This window comes from Paenibacillus senegalensis JC66, assembly GCF_000285515.1.
Classification (GTDB): domain Bacteria; phylum Bacillota; class Bacilli; order Paenibacillales; family NBRC-103111; genus Paenibacillus_L; species Paenibacillus_L senegalensis.
Genome location: NZ_HE610960.1, coordinates 323,180 through 341,272 on the forward strand (window position 1 = coordinate 323,180; position 18,093 = coordinate 341,272).

Below are 18,093 nucleotides of genomic sequence, written 5' to 3' on the forward strand. Positions count from 1 at the left end.
CTCAGAATCTGACCTCATGAACCCGCTTGCCGCTTGGAGGGGTCGGCTTTTTTGTGCAGAAGTCCTGCAAAAGACGCCCTGTACACCCACAGCAAAAAAACAGTCAGAACCGTGACAAGAACAGCCAATGGCAGAAGCCCAGGGTCGACAAAAAGATGAAAGGCGAGTATGTTGGCTGCCAGCGGCACCAATGCGAGCAAGGATAGCGGCACGAAGCGCCGGAGCAGAAGCAATAGCCCGCACACCGTTTCAACCGATTTTACTATGGCCAGCAAGTAACCATCCCCGAGAAATTCTGTCGCTTCAGCGCTGGTAGGCATAATGGGATCCAGCTGAACTACCACCAGGAAACCATTCAACCCGGCACCCAAGAAAACAATCCCCAATACAATTTCCGCCAAGCGTACAACCACCCTACTCAATACAACCAGCTCCTCTCCCTTTTTGACCACATGGTCAATATATGCCATATTGTACACAGCATTGACCACATGGTCAACATATGCTATTTTGTATACAGTACCGACCACACGGTCAACAAACCATGCCCCATTGTGCATAGCATTGACCATCTAGTGGACAATATCCTATTGTGCATAGCATTGACTATCTAGCAGACAATGTTCTATTGTACATAGCATTGGCCATCTAGCAGACAATGTTCTATTGTATATAGCATTGGCCATTGGGTGAGCCAGGGGAATGTGAAAGGTTTGAGGGACGAATGCAATCAATTTGGGAGAACGAAACGGATCCGAAAAAAAGAGAGATTGTGAAAGCAGCCTTAGAGGAATTTGCCGTAAAGAGATACGAATTGGCATCCACCAATCGGGTGATTCAGCAAGCAGGCGTTTCCAAAGGGCTTTTATTTCATCATTTTGGCAATAAAAAACAGCTATTTCTTTCCATCGCCGATCAGTGCATCGAATATTTTTTCTGGTACATAAAACAGGCATCCGCTTCATTCAGCCGTGATCCGTTGGAACGTTTGCGCGACCTCCATACCGCCAAAATGAACTTATTTGTTCAGCAGCCCTATATCTACCAGTTATCCGTCTATGCTTTTGTCGAACGCTGCAAGGAAATCCAAGCAGACATTCAAGCTATTGAAGATCAATTTCAACAAAGATACCTTGCCCTGTATCTTGAGAACCTCGATGTTGGCCAGATACGCGAGACCATCCCCCGGGAGCAGGCGCTGCGGCTTTTGCTTGAATCAGTAGAAGCGATCACAAGAAATATCGTGCAAAAACATAAATTCAGCGCAGATAAAGGCCTGGCTTTCCTCGGGACGCTGAATAACGAGTTGGATGCTTTGATCGGTTTGGTGAAGCATGGCTTGTATAAAGTGGACTAGGCGGCCCTTTCGTATAGCAAGTGCTTTTCCCGCGCACCTAACATCATGCTCGATCTTTTCCCGCTTTTATCTAAAAGGGTGGTGAAAAAAGCTATGCGAGCTCTGCCACGGGTCCATTGAATTCCTTTGAACGATTTATCATAATTTATCATACTAAATAAAGGATTTTGAGAGCATTTTGGATGAGAATGTACGATTCATCATGCAAATTCCAGTACCTCAATCACATGATCTGGAGCTTGTACGATATTTCGTCTAGAACACTGGCTGCACGCCCTTAATAGCTTAAACCCCGGCATTTGTACGATTTGTCATACAAATTTCGGTAATCGCACCTCAATCACGTGCATTTGTACGATTTGTCATACAAATCTTGGGTAATTGCCCTTCAATCCCCTGTATTTGTACGACGTTTCATACAAATCTCCGATATTCGCCCTTCAACTCCATGAATTTGTACGACATTTCGTACAAAACGCAAGCAATAAGCCAGCGCAGTCCTCGAACCCCGCGAGCCCCGCCAACCTTGGCTAGTTTCATGCTGAAGTTCTGGCTGAGATTTAAATGGCATGACTGTTTTCATATATGACTGTTTTCATATAAATGAAAGTACGCTGGATTTGCAGGTCGCAGCGCGCAGCGCTGCAGACGGCTTTTGTACTGATTGTCGGGCGCTGTCTGGGCTTTTCGTTCGCAAGCAATATAATCCTGCATCGTTAAAATATCGTCTCGCGACAAGCGTATTTCGGGAGCATATGCTAACAGCGATCGGAAGCCCCCTCATTCCCCGCAGCGGCATCTCTGATGGAAGTCAAGCACTGATTTTTAGATTGAGCCTTTTTCACATATGAAAAAAGCAAGTTCCAGAAGAAGCAACATTCTCTGAAACTTGCAAATCTTGCTCTGAAACTTGCAAATCCTGCTCTAAAAAAATGAGTTATACAATAATTTCTAGCGGGCGGCGGCGAGCTGGGTAAGCTTCTCCAGATGCCTGACCGAAGGCGTCAGATTGGCGAAAAAATAAGCCTCGCGCAAACGCCGGGAAGCGCTGCTGTATTGCGTGTAACCGGCACTGCCTTGATGAAGCATGCCGTATTGCGCGGCCTGCAGGACCAGGTAAGCTGTACGCAGCCGAAGCTGCAGCACGCTCTCCCAGTACTCAGCCACATTGCCTCGCAATGCCAGCTGATGAGTTTCGTCAATCAGACTATTTACTTGCTCTTCCAGCTGTTCGGGCTGAACCTTAAGGTACCGGTTGCAGCCCTGCTGCAGATTGCTGCTCTTACGCATCGACTGCACAGCCGCTTCAACCAGGCCAAGTCCTATCGGAATTTGATACAGAATGAAAATACCCCTAACGTCACACACCCACTGGTCCGCATCATGTGCAAGCACCCATTCTTCAGGCACGTTCGTGCGATCGAATGCACAGGAGTAAGTCGCACTTCCGTTTAAGCCGAGATAACCGGTCCGTTCAGTCATCTTCATACCTTCCAGCGAGCATGGCACGAAAAATGCAACACGCTCCTCCCCCGCAGCAGCAATGGCGGCAAACCAGTGGTCCGGCCCGAGATTGGAAACCATCGGCAGCGTTCCATTGATTTCGAAGCCGCCTGACTCCAATCGGGTCGCCCGCAGATACAGCCGGTCCAATCCGGCGTAATACTTCATTGGATTGGAGAGCCCCGTACCTCCGATCAAATCCCCGTTCAGCAAACCAGGGAGCACTTGGCGCCGCAGCGCCTCGTTGCCGCTGATACACACGTAAGTAACTGCAGCGAGATGACACCAGACATTGAAGCCCGTAGTTAAACAGCGGCGGGATGTTGCACGGATCAGGTCAACGTTGTCCCGAATCAAGGCTCCATCCCCTTCTTCAGAGGATGGATAATACAAACCCTGCCTTCCCAGTTCACGCAAATATTCAACCGGATAAGCTCCCTCTTCATCGATTTGTCTAACATGAGGTTTCAAATGCTGCTCAATGACCTGCGCGATAAGCCTTTCACGATCCGTTTGGCTCATGGTTCGCTGCGGTTGCCCGACTTGCCGGATCGGGCCGCTACCTCCGTGATGGAATCAATAGGCGTGCTGACCGCCTCGCGGGCTCTTTTAACGGCGTCCTCGTCCGGGGCATTGTAAAAACAGAGGCATTTGCTCATATCCTCACAAACATAGGTACGGGCGAATTTGACCTCAGGCACCTCTGCATAATGCACGGAATTGCGTTTTTTGCGCTCCAGATATTTGTCCATCGTCAAATCCGCCGGCAAGTTCCATTCCACCACATAGTTGGTTTCTTCGTCGCGGCCCGCTTCCTCAAGCTCCTGACCGACAAGGCGCACCTGCTTGATCAGCGAGGCTGGCGTATTCGCCGCTTCGAGAGCTTCCTTGACATTCTCTTCCTGCTCACCCTCCACGATGAAAAACGCCCGGCGGTAATCTGCGGATACTTGAACCTCCACCAGCCGCAGCTTGCGCTGACCAAGGGATTCCCGGATAATTTTCACCTTCTCTTCAAAAAGCTCCCTGCTGGATACCCCATTGTCAAAAGTCGTTTCAGCCAAGTAAAGTGCCATATTGCTCTCTCCTTTTCAATTAGTGTAAAATAGTTACCAAATTGCAGAAATATACTTTATAGGCATGCCTAACAAACGGAGGTTCCCGTATGAAAGACCGTTACCCTATCCCATGCAACATCGCTCAGTCACTCAATATCATCGGGGATCGCTGGACCCTATTGATCATCCATGAAATCCTTGTAGGACGAACAACGTTTAACGAAATCAAGAAAGCGCTGGACGGATTGTCGTCCAAACTCCTGTCTGAGCGGCTGAAATTTCTGGAAGCGCAAGGCCTCGTCGTTTCGCGGCTCTATTCCGATCACCCGCCCCGCTATTGCTATCAGTTGACGGACAGCGGCAAGGACCTGGAGGATGTTTTCCATGCCCTGGTGCTGTGGGGACGGCGCAATCTGCAGAAATGCTATAAGAAGCTCGTGCACCGCAGCTGCGGACATGAGGTCGAAATTGCCTATCATTGCGAGCACTGCGCCCGCCAGGTCGAGGACATTGAAGTGGTAGAGCTGGCAGCGGAAGAACGCTCATCCGTCTGAGTTTTTCCTCCCCTGCATGGATTGCCGATTACTTCTCGCCAACCATTCCCCAATGTCTGCCAACCCAATTCTCGAACAAGCGAACCGCCCTATCGAGCAGCAGTCCACATATTCCGATTAAGACGATTCCGGACATGACCAGATCCATACGCAGTGTATTGCGGCTGTCAATAATCAGAAAGCCAAGTCCAGACTGCGCCCCGATCATCTCACCCGAAACGAGGAAGATCCAGGCGGTGCCAATGGCAAGATGGAGTCCTCCGGCAATGGACGGAAAGGCCGTCGGGAAGATGATCCGGGTCAGCAATTGCGAACGGCCCATCTCCATATTGTGCGCCACTTTAAGATAGACCGGCTCGACGTTGCGCACGCCGGATACGGTTGCCAGCAGCACGGGGAAGAAGGCCGCGATAAAGATGATCACAATCGCTGGCGCATTGCCGATGCCAAACCAGAGCACAATGAATGGAGCCCAGGCAATGGGCGATATCGGCCGCAGCACCTGGATAACCGGATCGACTGCAGCCCACACGCGTTTGCTGCGGCCGAGCAGCAGCCCCAGCAGGATCGCCAGCACACTGGCGGTCAAATACCCTGCGGCGAACCTCCCGAGACTGACTTTTAGATGCTCCAGCAGCACTCCGCTTTCCATCATTTCGCCCAGACCCTGAACTACGCTGAGCGGAGAAGGAAATAGAGCTGCCGATTCATTGCGGATCCAGACCAGCACCTGCCAAAGGAGCAAAAGTGCCAATACGCCGCCTATACCGTATAAAGTTTTGGCTCTTTTCGTCATAAGGATTGCAGCGCCCTCTCAATGAACGTATTGTCTACAAAGTCCTCGTAAGCCGGTGGATTTTCCGTCAGCCCCATTTCCACCAGGTACTCACTCAGCTTGCGGTAAGATTCCTCATCCAGCACCAGATCATCATAATGAATCCAGCCCAGCGATAAATCCAGCACTTCCTCGTTCACATTCAGGAAGTTTCCAAGAACAGCCTTGGCATGGTCATCCTTGTGCTCAGCCAGCAGTCCTGCTTCTACATACTTCTGGACGACCTTCTGGGTTAATTCAGGATTGCTGTCAATCCATTCCTGTCTAAGCACCAGCACGCAGCATACGGAATTCGGCCACAATTCATCGGATTGGAACAGCACCTTGCCGTGTCCTGCAGCAACTGAGCTAGCACCGAACGGCTCGGCTACCACGTAGCCGGAGATGCGGCCTTCTGCCAAGGCCACCGGCATTTCCGGAGGAGCCAGCTCGATCACATTCACTTCATCGTAGCCTACTCCGGCTTGCTTAAGCATTTCATACAAAAGGATGTTATGGCTGGAAAAGCGGCTCGGAATAGCGTAGCTCTGCCCCCGCAAATCGGTCACATCCTCGATATCCTGGCCGGCAACCAGCACATTCCCGTCTTTATGTCCAAGCGCTACCGTTTTAAGATCAATCCCCTGCTCCTTGGCCCGCATCGCCAGCTGAACCAGCACGGAAGCGCCGTCAATATGACCGGTATTCAGTGCATCCATAAGATCTGGCCAGGAGCCGAATTTGACCAGTTCAATTTCGTATCCTTCCTTTTCCAGCCCCTGCTCCAGGTAGAGCGGAGCTGCATGGGTGATCGGCAGGTAGCCAATGCGGATCTTCTTTTTCCCGTTACCCTCGCTCCCATGTGACTCACCGCCGGCTCCACAGGCCGACAGCACCAATAGCGAGATCACAAGCAGCAATGCCATCAGGCTTTGGTTCTTCATCCGTTTCATTCTCTGTCCTCCCGTTTTCCGAATCAAATGCTGTACTCTTCAGCCGGCAGCACACCCGTAAGGCGAAAGGCCTCCAGAATAAGCTTCCGGTAATGCTGGAAATTACCGTCGCCGCGGTCTCGCGGTTTCATAAAGGGGATTGCAAGCTCCTTGCATATACGGCCCGGATTCGCCTCCATAATCAGCACTTTATCCGACAAATAGACCGCTTCATCGATATCATGCGTTACTAAGATTACTGTCGTTCCTTCAGCCTCTTGTATCCGCAGCAGTTCATCCTGCAAATAGTAACGGTTAAACGTATCCAGGGCGGCAAAAGGCTCATCCATAAGCAGCACGCTCGGCTGCAAAGCCAGCGCTCTGGCCAGCGCTACCCGCTGTTTCATCCCCCCGGACAGCTGGTGGGGGAACCAGTCCCCTTTATCCTCGAGCCCAACCAAGGCCAGATACCGCCTGATTCTTTCCTGCCTCTCCGAAGCATTAAGCTGCAGCGAGAGCAGGCCGAGATCTACATTGGCCCTAACCGTCCGCCAAGGCAGAAGACCGTAATCTTGAAACAGCATCTGACAGCTGATTCGGGGTCTTCTGACCGGTTCTCCGCCAACATGAATCGTCCCCTTATCAGGCACGGTGAAGCCCCCGATCAAATTGAGCAAGGTACTCTTCCCGCATCCGCTCTGCCCCAGCAGAGATACAATCTCCCCCTGCTCGACCCGCAGCGAGATATCTGCCAGCACCTGCTCCGCTCTGCCTTTATGGGTGAAGCTCTTAGCCAGCCCGTCAACCTCTACGATTGGCTTTTTGGCCATTGTTATAGTCCTCCTTCAACAGCAAAAATCGTTCCTGTCCTGGGTGACGACTTCTGCAGTCTTATTGCTGCCGTGTGCGGCCTTTTTGCTGCTGCTGCTGTGTGCGGCCTTTCACGCTGTCGTGTGCGGCCTTTTTGCTGCTGCGTGCCTCAAGTCGTCTTGTCAGCCGTTCAGCTTTAATCCCTACATAACTGATTGGATTAATATAATTAAAGTTATTTTATTATACCTTGTTAAATAATGCAACCTACTTTTTTTATAACTGCACAGCACACGAAAACTATACTCCGGTATATGCTGACCTTACTTCGAATAAAAAGGCTCGGTGGCTGTCAAATAACTTTTAATAACAGTGTGTAACGGTCGGTGAGGTCATTTGCAATCTGCTTAGAATTCAACGCTTGCCGCTGTCCTAATTTTGCTCAGACTTACGGTTTTTCCGCCCATTTGTTACAGATAAGTGCGAGGGTGAGCGTTAAAAATAAAACTCCTGCTTTTTCGGCTAAATAAGAGCGAGGACGGGCGTTACAATTAAGAGTGGCCTCTTTAGCACCCGAAATCATTGACCTGAAGCAAAGGTCCATAGTTAATCGTTCTGTTAAAACGTTATTTGGGATGACATTGTCTAAATTTTAAAAGCCGCTCCCCAACACACTTATTACTTGGACAAAAACAAACAGCCTGCCTACATCGACAGGCTGTTTGCTTGGCTAATCAGATATGAGCATTTTGCGTGATTCAACGATACGCTGGATAACGGTACAGGGGGTCTCATAGACATTTTCACCATTCAGCACAACGCCGATAAGCCAGCAAACCCGGTGGAGACTCGACCAGAGCTTCCTGCGATTCTGCATGCGGCTTGCGGCCTCGACCCTAGCGATAAGCAGCTACTCTGAAACAGAATATCTGGCAGCCAGCTCAAACGTATCGCTTGCACAGCGTGGGCAGCCGGCATTTTTAAGCAGCTCAATCGTCGCAAATTCCCCATGCTTGCCAACATATATATTTCGCGAGCATTGCTTGCAATGATAGGTACGGAGCGTCTGCTTCACTTCCCCTGTGTACAGTGCACCGGTAAAAGCCCCCTTATGCTCCGGCTCAGTCTGGTCAGTCGTCCGCAAAATATACATCTGGCTTTGATTGGCGATCATTTCCGCACCCTCATATACATTAAATCTCGGGAAATTAGCGCTGACTGTAAGCCCCATGCGGACGAATTCACGCTGCATGGCCAGCATGAACGGAGGAGATTTATGGGCGAAGGATAAAAATACGGGCAGCCCCTTCTCCTTCTTCAGTGCTTGAATGCCGCGCGAGAGGAACAGACTCATCCCTTGAAGTGTGTAAGGCGGATCGGTGAAAATAGCATCGTATTGTCCAAACAGCTCTTCCGGCCAAGCCTCCCGCAAATCCAGCCGCCGGCATTTAATAGGCAGATCGTATTCCTGTGCAATGTTCCTGATAAAATGCAAAATCCGTTCATCCATGTCCACCACATCAATCCGAAAGGCGGAATGCCTGCTGTCAGTAAACAAGCTCCGCAGCAGCAGGCCGATGGATACACTAACCAGATCGTCATCTCCTACGCATAGAAGCTGCTTGCCTAGCAGCGCATGCTGCTGCAGTGCGAGGATGGCTCGGCGGAGGCTCGTTTCGGGTGTGCAAAGGGATTGGTCTATGCGCACATCCGCGGTCGGCCGATCCTTGAAAATCGTCTTCAGCAGAACAAGTACTGCACGCGCCTCTTTCGGCAAAGGGGATTCGTGAAGCAAGGAGCGTAAAAGCTCCCGTTTTAGCCCGAACCCCCAGGCCTGGTCAATCCTCGGCCGTGCAGCGCACACCCCGCTCCTGAATTAACGCCCCCGCCTTAATCAATTCACGCTTAATCGCAGCGGTGACAGGTGTCGGCAGCAGGACTTTGCGTGCCAGCGCTTTTGTGGAAATTCCAGGGTTGAGGTAGCATTCTATCAGCACCTGTTCAATAGCCTGGACCCCTTCTTGCAGCCGGATATTCTTGGCCGCTAGTTCAATATAAGCTCTCAAAATTCACAATCGCTCCTTATCATACAAAATGCTGAAACAAAAAAAGAGCAGAGATGAACATACGTCATCCCTGCCCTGGTAGAGACATGCCTAAATTAGAGGCGTTAACACACAAAAATCCGCGCTGAACACAGCACGGAAGACAAGTGTAGTAACGACAGGCACACGCCTGGCTATGGTAGTATCCGCTGTTCTTAACTAATAAGAAGCCTTCCGTCTCGCATACTTAAATAAACCGGCTGATACTATCAGCTGGTCTCTACCGCATGCAGAAAACTTCTCCTATGAAATTAATTAGTTAAGAACAACCGCCGACATCAAAATCTCCCCTTCGAAGAGTTTTACTAACGAGTCTAGCATACAGGATTTAAACCGGTAATGCAACAGAACTATACATAGTTTTAAAAATATGGCAGCATTCCGCATACTAACCGCCAAAACCAGTTGTGCAGCGGGCGTTGAGCGTTGGCAGTTGCAGGCCATTGCTTTGCTTACACCTGCTTATGGCTCTCTTACCCTCTAATGGCCAGCTCCGAATTCTAACGCTCGCCGTTGTCCTTAATTGAGCAAAATGAGGGGGTAAAAATTGTAGCGCTTGCCATAGTCCTTATTTTGCTTCAGATTCCGGTTTTCGGGGCTTTTTGTCACAGATAAGAGCGAGGGCGAGCGTTAGATATTAAATCCCTGCTTTTTCGGCTAAATAAGAGCGAGGGCGAGCGTTAGCGCTGGAGAGGCTCACTGAAGCTTACTGAGACTCACATGGTCTACATCAATCAGCTGCTTCTTAGCGGAGACGTGCGCTTATGGCTGTCGGAACGGCAGGTTCCATAGAGGAATGCCCCTACCTGGCCGTTTCCTTCACTTCGTTTGCCGGCTTTGTCCGAAATACAGTTTGATTAAGAAAGATTAACCCGATCAACAGCACCGCACTGACCACACCGACGACTTGAATTCCTGAGGAGAAAGCCTCTCTCGCCGCGTCCATCAGGTAAAGATAACTCGGATCGTTAAGATTCTCCACCGCCGCAGCAGCTCCAGCCAAAGAGTCAGCGACCGCTTCCGCCATCTCTGCAGGGGTATTTTCCGGAATGGCTCCGGCCATTAGACGCCGGTAAGTGGCAGTGCCTATTATTCCTAAAATGGCGATCCCCAGCGCCATTCCCATTTCACTGCTCATTTCCGACAAAGAGGAGGCAGACCCGGTCTTCTCCGGCGGAACTGATGCAACGACTCTATCTGTGCTGAGTACCATTAACGGACTAAGACCAAGCATGACAAGAATGCTTCCGCTAACCATAACTGCAAGCCCGGGCAGCGACAGCCAGACTGCAATGTTGTAGAACAGAAAGCCAAAGCTGGCCAATGCCAAACCGAGGGCGATCAGCTTGGAAACAGACATCCGGTTCGCCAAACTCGGTGTTATCATCGCACCGACGATATTAGCGAGGGCATACGGAATCATCCACAGGCCTGCCTTTAACGGGGTCAAGCCTTCTACCAGCTGCAAGTACTGTGCAAAAAACAACACGAACCCGCCTAGCGCAAAAACGGCTATCAACAGACCGATTAACGCGCCGTTAAAAGCCCGGTTGCGAAAGAAGGTCAGATCCAAGAGCGGCTCCTGCACCCGGCGCTGTCGGCGTATAAAAATATAGCCGGCTCCAACACCAAGAACAAGCATGGCGATCGGGAAGGCTTGTATGCCATAGCTCGCTATTTCCTTCAAAGCATAAATGACCGACAATACAGTCACAAGGGAAATAGCCACGCTCGGAAGATCCAATTTCCCTGCTTGTGGAGTGCGAAATTCCGGCAGCAAAAAAGGAGCGGTCAACAGCAGCAAAAGCATAACTGGAACACCTAATAGAAAAACAGAGCCCCACCAAAACCACTGCAGCATCAACCCGCCAATTAGGGGGCCAATCGCGCCTCCTGCCGAAAAACAACTGAGCCATACAGCTATAGCTATCCCCCGCTGTTTCGGCTTGCGAAACATATTTCCGATTAACGATAAGGTAGATGGCATTAAAGTTGCTCCCGCCATTCCCAAAAGCGCTCTTGTGATAATAAGCATCTCGGCTGACACTGAATATGCCGCTGCAATGGAGCAAAGTCCAAACAATCCCGCACCTGTCATCAGCAGTCTTTTGCGTCCAATCCGATCGCCAAGCGTCCCCATCGTAACAAGGAAACCAGCAATCATAAATCCGTAAATGTCCAAAATCCATAGCTGCTGAGTGCTGCTAGGCTGCAAATCGGCAACCAAATATGGAAGTGCCAGATGCAGGACTGAAAAATCGAGCGCAAGCAGCAGAGTAGCAAGCGCTAAAACACCTAACCCCAGCCATTGCCGCATTCCTGCCGTTTCAGGTACAACGCCCTCTTGATTGTGTACTGACATATTCTTCACCTCATGATCCAATCGACTTGATTTGTATAGCTTCAGCGTAATACAAATCCTGTGGAAAAGGATCAATCCGGTGTCTGAACTTCAAGGTAAGACTTAAGTCGTAGAATAAGCAATATTAGGAATAATGGTATTATCAAAGAATGGAATGAAAGTAACATCACTAACTATTAGTTATATTTCTACAGTAAGCGAACTTTTAGCCCAATGAATAAGACTCAGCAGTTTGGAGCTAAAGCTCAAACCATTTATTTCTTAGTGCATAGACCGCGGCCTTTGTCCGATCCGGCAGCTCCAGCTTGCCAAGTATAGAGGTGATATGGGTTTTAACTGTCTTTTCCGATATAAATAATTGATCGGCAATTTCTTTGTTGCTCTCTCCTAATGTGATATGGTAGAGCACTTCTTTTTCTTTTGCCGTCAACTGTTCAAAATCATTAACCGCTTCCCTTTCTCCTCGAACATTCAGCACCAACTGGTTGGTCACTTCCGGATGAAAAGTACGATTGCCCTGCATGACTGCTATAATCGTATCTGCCAGCACGCCGGGCTCTACATCCTTAAGCTGATAGCCCACTGCCCCAACACGAATAGCGGGGATTACGGAATCCCGGTCCGAAAAGCTGGTCAGCATAATGACTTTGACAGCCGGATAGTTCTGCGTAATTTGTCTTGTCGCCTCAATACCGTCCATAACGGGCATCTGAATATCCATCAGCACAACGTCAGGCATGAGCTGCTTGATCTTTTGCAAAGCCTCTTCTCCATTACGGGCTTGTCCAACAACTTCAATCTCATCGTGAACCTCTAGAAAGTATTGAAGTCCTTTTAGTACGACCAAATGATCATCAACCAGCAATACTTTTACTACCACTTCCGCTTACCCCCCTCGTTCAAAGGAAGCTCCACCTCAATGACCGTACCCCGGTTTTCTTCACTTCTAATTTCCAAACTGCCGTTCAATAGCTCGACCCGTTCCCGCATACCGACCAGGCCCAATGTGCCAAATGGGGGAGCAGATAGCTTAAAACCGCGGCCTTTGTCTTCTATTTTCATCCGAACTCTATCCTGTTCATAAAGGATTTCGGCTTCCACACTTTCTACTCCGGCATGCTTTTTCACGTTATTAAGAGCCTCCTGGCCAATTCTCCAAAGAGCTTCCTCAATCCGGGGAGAAAGACGCATGTTCTCCCCCGGCTTCATATTCAGGCTTAAGCCAAGCTTGCCGGCATAGTCTTTAAGCAGTTCAGCAGCTGATCTGTAGTCTTCCTCAGAACGCAGCCCCCAGATGAGCGATTTCATCTCGGCCAGGGCCTCCTGGGCAAGTCCGCCAATTTCGAGAAGCCCCTCCTGGACGACCGAATTTTCCTTGCCTGCCCTCATCCTTAAGCCTTGTGCTACTAAGGAGAGGGAAAACAGCTTCTGATTCACCGAATCATGCAGGTCTCTCGCCAAGCGGCGGCGCTCTTCCTCCAATACCAGCTGCTCGTTCTCTTCATATAGCTTGACGTTATCGATCGCTAGCGCTACATGCTCTGCCAGGTCATGGATGATTCCTATTTCACAGGAATCGAAGGCCTCGTCTTCTCTGCCGATCAGCAGCACACCGATCATTTCATCGCGGTTGCTTAAGGGAATGGCGAGCCAATAGAGTCTCTGTAACGAGGGATCTTTCACGGTCTGATCGCTTAAAACGGAAAAGCTGGCCAGCTTTCCTTCGTTTTGTATCGCTTTCTCCAGCTTTACAGCGTCTGTAATGACATCGGCTTTTGCTGCTTTTTGGAGCGGCATTTTATCAGCAGCATCATCATTAATGGATGCCTGATCATCGTTGGCAGCCGTTTTTATATCGTTCAGATTGATCGACTCATCCACGAAGTGGAGCACTTTTTGACTATAAAAAGTGTTCAGATGAAGGAAATTTCTCCGTTTGAGAAGAATCGCAGCTGTGTGCCAGCCAAAATGAAGCCCGATTTGCTCAGCAAAGGTTTGCAGCAGTTCCCCCGTATCTCTAATTCTCCATGTGCTGCGAATTACTCTTCCGATTGTGGCATAATATTCTGCTACTCTTTTTTCCTGCTCGTACAGATCCATGTTCCCCATGTTCTTCCCCCTCTATAGCTGAATGAAGGTTTGGGCAAAATTTTTACAATAGCCAAAATAGTAGGGAACCGCCAATCGCTCCAGTCAAAACGACAACCCACGGGGCCGCCTTCCAGAATACCAGCATACTAAATAAAACCGCGGCAAAGGCAAAATCAAGCGGACTTATGATAGTGCTTGTCCAAATCGGCTGGTAAAAGGCTGAGAGCAGGATGCCTACTACAGCTGCATTAACGCCCATTAAGGCGGCTTTCATTTTCGGATGGCGGCGCATCGCGTCCCAGAACGGGAGCGTACCGAAAATCAACAGGAATGCCGGTAAAAAAATGGCGGCGGTTGCCAGCAGTCCTCCTGTCCAGCCATTGATGATTGTCCCTAAATAGGCGGCGAAGGTAAACAAAGGCCCTGGAACAGCTTGAGTCGCCCCGTACCCGGCCAGGAACGCCTCCTCACTCACCCAGCCCGTCGGCACAAATTCCCGTTCAAGCAGCGGAAGCACAACATGGCCTCCGCCAAACACAAGAGAGCCTGAGCGATAAAAGCTGTCGAACATAGCTATCCATGATACGGAAGTGATCTCACGGAGCAGCGGAAGCAAAAACAGCAGTCCGAAAAACAAAGCTAAGCAAATGACTCCTGCCCTTTTGGAAATCGGAAAAGGAATACGCGAGCCGTTATCGTTTGGATTTGAATCTGAATGGTTTTTATAGATAAAATAACCGATCAAAGCGGACAGCAATATCATGACGACTTGAGCATATATCGTCTGCCACAGCAAAGTGACGACCAGCGCCAGTAAAGCGATCGCTTTGCGCTGTGAGTCAGGGGTTAGATTTTTCCCCATCCCTAGAATCGCGTGGGCAACGATGGCTACGGCTACCAGCTTGAGTCCGTGAATCCAGCCAGCCTCCCCGATCCCGAGGCCCTGCATAAGCAAAGCCAAGATCATTAAAGCAATGACAGATGGGAGCGTAAACCCGATAAAAGAAATCAGCCCTCCGAAGAGACCGCCGCGAATCGCTCCAATACCGATGCCGACCTGACTGCTTGCCGGTCCTGGAAGAAACTGAGACAGAGCGACTAAATCCGCATAGCTCTTCTCATCCATCCATTTTCTTCTGCGGACATATTCCTCATGGAAATAGCCCAAATGCGCAATCGGTCCTCCAAATGAGGTCAGCCCTAGCCTTGATGATACGAGCAATATCTCCAGCCAATTCTTCAGCGGCCTGTGCCCCTGCCGGCTTGGCGGGCCCTGCTGCGGCTGTGGACTCTGCGAGTCCTGCTGCGGGCTCGCAGGTTGCTTATTAAAATCCAATCTGAATGTCTCCCTTCAAAACGGTTAGCTTGCCGTCTTATTCTCCCTGCTAAACCAGGGCTTTAACCTGCTCTTACTAACTATAGCTTAAGCTTTCATGAAAATCTGAACTATTTGTAAATCTCCAGCGAATTTTTACAATCAGGCACACGTAATGGGAAAAAATTATAACGGATGAAGGATGAAATTGTCCAGGCCGGCTATGAACATGCCAAGGAACTGATACGGGTCCCCTGGAATCGTCCAGTTGATTATTCTTTGCTGGGGAAAATAATTCAGTTTAATATAGAGGATAAGGCAGATTGTTCAACTTTTTGGCGAAAGTAACAAAAGCGGTGGAACAGCCATTATCATAACCGGGAAGGAAAGGTGACCTGTATGCATGATGAAAAAGAGTTTGCCGGGGAACAGACCACAGTCACGGTGAACATGTTAATTCGGCGGCCGGTGCAGGAAGTGTATGAAGCTTTTATCAACCCCGAGATCACGACAAAATTTTGGTTTACGCGCAGCAGCGGACGCCTGGAGAAAGGGAAAATCATACGCTGGGATTGGGAAATGTACGGTGCCGGTGACGACCTGGAAGTGCTCGAGCTGGAGGAAAACAAACGGATTCTTATTGAGTTTGCTTCTGACCGGACCACGGTGGAATGGCTGTTTTCCCCGCGGAACGATAATGCTACCTATGTAACGATTGTTAATAAAGGCTTCAACGGGTCACCCGAAGAAATGATGCAGCAGGCCATCGACGCCAAAGGAGGTTATATGATAGTAGTAAGCGGACTGAAGGCGCTGCTGGAGCACGGCATCAGACTGAACCTGGTCGCTGATCAGTTCCCTGATGATCATGTCCGGTCTTGCTTATAAAATTCAATTACCGACATTGCCAAATCTACGATTTCACCGGAAAGGGTTTCGGGGGATAGTACCCGGACTTGGCCGGCAAATCCCAGGATAAGCTCCAAAGCCTCCTGCTTATCGTTAAACCTCAGCGTAGTTCGGATCCAGTTGCTGCGATCCGCTGGACTGCTATCCGCCAAGCTGCTGCCGGCTGGACCATTGTCAGCTGGCGCCATCTGCTCCGCCTGAACAAACTTGCCGGAAAAGCGGAGTCTTTTATAAGCAGCTGGATCCATTTCAACCTGCACTTCATAGGTAGGCAGACTTTGGATAAACTCATCCTTGGACTTGCGCCAATAAGCCGCAAGATCGAAATTCGCCGGCCTGTTGAAGCTTTCCTCTTCAAGAACCGCAGAACGAATGCGTGATATGCGATAATTGCGCAGCTCTCCATTTCGGGATGCGACGAGATACCACCGGTTGCCTTTGGCCACCAGTCCTAATGGTTCGATCAATCTTTCACTCTTTTCCCCGTTGGCCTGTTCATAATGGATCGTCAGCCTTTTGCTTTCCCAGACAGCCCGCTGGACGATCTTAAATGCGTTAACGGTTTCTTTCGATGATCTCCATGTGCTCGTATCTATATAGACCCGCTCCCAAACCGCCTGGGCTTCGTTCCTGTAATGGACGGGCAGGGAGGCCAGCAGCTTTTGCCTCGTATCCAACGCCTGGCGGTTTAACCCCAAATCCTCGAGGAGCTCCCCCGGCGGAAACAAAAACATTGCCTTCATATCATCGATAGTCAAGCCGCTCAGTTTGCTTCGGAAGTTGTCCAGCAGCTTCCACCCCCCGCCTTTTCCTCTATCCGCCACTACAGGGATTCCAGACGAACCTAAGGCATCCATATCTCTCAGAATCGTGCGTTCAGACACCTCCAGCTCAGCTGCTAATTCTTTGGCTGTCATTTTTCCCCGGTTCTGAAGCAGAATCATAATGCTCATCAGCCTGTCCGCTCTCATGAAGCCACCCTCTCTATCAATCTCAGCAATACACTGTGCCAACCCGATTTTGGATTCCGGTTTGCTTGGGAATCTTCATGTTCCAAGTTATGATACGGGAACGATAGGAAGTCAGCTGGCAACGATTGTTGATTTAATTCTGTATAAATGTCGATATTCAACAAAGATTTATATGCGTATATGCGGTTGTTAAAATGAAAGAGTTTATTTTCGGAAAAATAACAGGCACAAAAATGGCGTAAGCAAAAAACATAACATGACAATTATTGACGTGTTTTTATTATACAACGGATGAAAAAGTTTAGAAAGACAGTGTGCGGCGAACAGCTCCGTTCCCATTTTTACAGCAAGGCCTCCCGTTCTTCATCGCCTCCGGCACCATCACCTGCCAGGATTGAATATGCATCCGGGGATACCATCGCCTGCTGGTTCCTCCATCGGTAAAGCTTGCCCTTCTCATATGCCGACCTCATCTTTACGCAGGCGAGCTGCTCTCCCTACTGCGTACGACATGCCGCCCTTTGCCATGCGGAATAAACAGTGGAGTTCCGAAGATTGGATCGAACGACAGTTCACACTGCATATTGAAGACGGCTGCGACTGTTTCCAATGTCATTACGTCCTCCGGTTTGCCGGCCGCATATACCGATTTGTTCTGGATCGCCACGATTTGATGAGCGTAACGGCAGGCCAGATTCACATCGTGAAGCACCATGACAATCGTACGCTGCTCGCGTTCGTTCAACTCATAGAGCAAATCGAGAATTTCAATCTGGTGAGTCATATCGAGATAGGTCGTCGGCTCATCCAGCAGCAAAATATTGGTTTGCTGCGCCAAGGTCATGGCAATCCAGGCCCGCTGACGCTGTCCGCCGGACAAGGAATCTACCGTTCGGTCAGCCAGCCCGGTCAATTTGGTGTCCTCGAGCGCCTGATTCACGACATGTTCATCCTCGCTGGACCACTGCCGCAGCCAGCTCTGGTGCGGATAACGCCCTTGACGAACCAGCTCCTTAACCGTCAGCCCCTCGGGAGCTACCGGCCCCTGGGGCAGTATGGCCAGCTTCTGGGCCACTTCTTTCGTACGCAGCCGGGAAATATCCTTGCCATCCAACAGCACAGCCCCGTTGTCGGGCTTCAACAGCCTGCAGATCGTACGCAGCAAGGAAGACTTCCCGCAGCCGTTGCTCCCTACGAACACGGTAATTTTTCCTTCTTGAATCTGCAAATTCAAATTTTCCAAAACACGCTCCTTGCCGTAAGAAAGCGCAAGTGATTTCGTCTCCAAGGTTTGCATGCTCGCTTGTTCCTC

18 protein-coding genes and 1 pseudogene are annotated in these 18,093 nt (G+C 49.8%); 4 read left to right on the top strand and 15 right to left on the bottom strand.

Features of this window, described 5'->3' with window-relative positions:
• Positions 1 to 14: 14 nt before the first annotated feature.
• Entirely contained in the window at positions 15 to 572 is a 558-nt protein-coding gene (locus PSHG_RS17105; protein ID WP_010275167.1) for a hypothetical protein, read from the bottom strand.
• A 152-nt stretch (positions 573 to 724) separates the two neighbouring features.
• Between PSHG_RS17105 and PSHG_RS17110 the strand changes: the two genes are divergently transcribed.
• Positions 725 to 1,357 (top strand): TetR/AcrR family transcriptional regulator, encoded by a 633-nt coding sequence (locus tag PSHG_RS17110; protein WP_010275171.1) that lies wholly within the window; start codon positions 725 to 727, stop codon positions 1,355 to 1,357.
• Between the two features lie 951 nt (positions 1,358 to 2,308).
• Here the strand turns inward: PSHG_RS17110 and PSHG_RS17115 are convergent.
• Together PSHG_RS17115 and PSHG_RS17120 are read right to left on the bottom strand one after the other, a co-directional pair.
• Positions 2,309 to 3,382, bottom strand: a complete 1,074-nt coding sequence (locus PSHG_RS17115) for an acyl-CoA dehydrogenase family protein (protein ID WP_010275173.1) — start codon at positions 3,380 to 3,382, stop codon at positions 2,309 to 2,311.
• The gene (locus PSHG_RS17120) at positions 3,379 to 3,936 is read right to left on the bottom strand and encodes a DUF4242 domain-containing protein (RefSeq protein ID WP_010275176.1); all 558 of its coding nucleotides are present in this window, start codon (positions 3,934 to 3,936) and stop codon (positions 3,379 to 3,381) included. The genes PSHG_RS17115 and PSHG_RS17120 overlap by 4 nt, the downstream gene beginning before the upstream one ends.
• An 89-nt stretch (positions 3,937 to 4,025) precedes the next feature.
• Between PSHG_RS17120 and PSHG_RS17125 the strand changes: the two genes are divergently transcribed.
• The gene (locus PSHG_RS17125) at positions 4,026 to 4,472 is read left to right on the top strand and encodes a winged helix-turn-helix transcriptional regulator (RefSeq protein ID WP_010275179.1); all 447 of its coding nucleotides are present in this window, start codon (positions 4,026 to 4,028) and stop codon (positions 4,470 to 4,472) included.
• A 28-nt stretch (positions 4,473 to 4,500) separates the two neighbouring features.
• Here the strand turns inward: PSHG_RS17125 and PSHG_RS17130 are convergent, their stop codons facing one another.
• The 9 genes from PSHG_RS17130 to chrA form a co-directional block, all read right to left on the bottom strand.
• Entirely contained in the window at positions 4,501 to 5,268 is a 768-nt protein-coding gene (locus tag PSHG_RS17130; protein ID WP_010275181.1) for an ABC transporter permease, read from the bottom strand.
• Complete coding sequence (locus PSHG_RS17135; RefSeq protein WP_010275184.1) at positions 5,265 to 6,239, bottom strand: ABC transporter substrate-binding protein; 975 nt, start codon at positions 6,237 to 6,239, stop codon at positions 5,265 to 5,267. Before PSHG_RS17135 ends, PSHG_RS17130 begins: the two co-directional genes overlap by 4 nt.
• Positions 6,240 to 6,262: 23 nt before the next feature.
• The gene (locus PSHG_RS17140; protein ID WP_010275187.1) at positions 6,263 to 7,048 is read right to left on the bottom strand and encodes an ABC transporter ATP-binding protein; all 786 of its coding nucleotides are present in this window, start codon (positions 7,046 to 7,048) and stop codon (positions 6,263 to 6,265) included.
• An 890-nt stretch (positions 7,049 to 7,938) separates the two neighbouring features.
• On the bottom strand, positions 7,939 to 8,823 hold the full coding sequence (locus PSHG_RS27970; RefSeq protein ID WP_316244845.1) for a bis-aminopropyl spermidine synthase family protein: 885 nt from the start codon (positions 8,821 to 8,823) through the stop codon (positions 7,939 to 7,941).
• Between the two features lie 43 nt (positions 8,824 to 8,866).
• Positions 8,867 to 9,094, bottom strand: coding sequence for a hypothetical protein (locus tag PSHG_RS31885; protein WP_316244846.1), 228 nt, complete (start codon positions 9,092 to 9,094; stop codon positions 8,867 to 8,869).
• 841 nt (positions 9,095 to 9,935) lie between these two features.
• On the bottom strand, positions 9,936 to 11,495 hold the full coding sequence (locus tag PSHG_RS17150) for an MFS transporter (RefSeq protein WP_010275189.1): 1,560 nt from the start codon (positions 11,493 to 11,495) through the stop codon (positions 9,936 to 9,938).
• A 238-nt stretch (positions 11,496 to 11,733) separates the two neighbouring features.
• Positions 11,734 to 12,375 (bottom strand): response regulator, encoded by a 642-nt coding sequence (locus PSHG_RS17155; protein ID WP_010275191.1) that lies wholly within the window; start codon positions 12,373 to 12,375, stop codon positions 11,734 to 11,736.
• Positions 12,369 to 13,604 carry a GAF domain-containing sensor histidine kinase gene (locus PSHG_RS17160; RefSeq protein ID WP_010275194.1) on the bottom strand — a complete coding sequence of 412 codons (1,236 nt, stop codon included), beginning with the start codon at positions 13,602 to 13,604 and terminating at the stop codon, positions 12,369 to 12,371. Before PSHG_RS17160 ends, PSHG_RS17155 begins: the two co-directional genes overlap by 7 nt.
• A 43-nt stretch (positions 13,605 to 13,647) precedes the next feature.
• A complete protein-coding gene (chrA, locus tag PSHG_RS17165; RefSeq protein WP_026021438.1) occupies positions 13,648 to 14,829 on the bottom strand; it encodes a chromate efflux transporter in 1,182 nt (393 codons plus the stop codon).
• Between the two features lie 264 nt (positions 14,830 to 15,093).
• On the opposite strand from chrA, the pseudogene PSHG_RS31995 reads away from it, so the two are divergent.
• Positions 15,094 to 15,249, top strand: a pseudogene (locus PSHG_RS31995) (iron chaperone); the annotation flags it as partial.
• 51 nt (positions 15,250 to 15,300) lie between these two features.
• The gene (locus PSHG_RS17175) at positions 15,301 to 15,789 is read left to right on the top strand and encodes an SRPBCC family protein (protein ID WP_010275202.1); all 489 of its coding nucleotides are present in this window, start codon (positions 15,301 to 15,303) and stop codon (positions 15,787 to 15,789) included.
• Here the strand turns inward: PSHG_RS17175 and PSHG_RS17180 are convergent.
• From PSHG_RS17180 to PSHG_RS17190, 3 genes are all read right to left on the bottom strand, one after another.
• Positions 15,768 to 16,781: a helix-turn-helix transcriptional regulator gene (locus PSHG_RS17180; protein ID WP_010275206.1), complete on the bottom strand. Its 1,014-nt coding sequence runs from the start codon at positions 16,779 to 16,781 to the stop codon at positions 15,768 to 15,770. The genes PSHG_RS17175 and PSHG_RS17180 overlap by 22 nt on opposite strands.
• Before the next feature lie 301 nt (positions 16,782 to 17,082).
• On the bottom strand, positions 17,083 to 17,241 hold the full coding sequence (locus tag PSHG_RS30650) for a hypothetical protein (protein ID WP_157213465.1): 159 nt from the start codon (positions 17,239 to 17,241) through the stop codon (positions 17,083 to 17,085).
• Positions 17,242 to 17,256: 15 nt separating this feature from the next.
• On the bottom strand, positions 17,257 to 18,078 hold the full coding sequence (locus PSHG_RS17190) for an ABC transporter ATP-binding protein (RefSeq protein WP_010275209.1): 822 nt from the start codon (positions 18,076 to 18,078) through the stop codon (positions 17,257 to 17,259).
• Between the last annotated feature and the right edge of the window lie 15 nt (positions 18,079 to 18,093).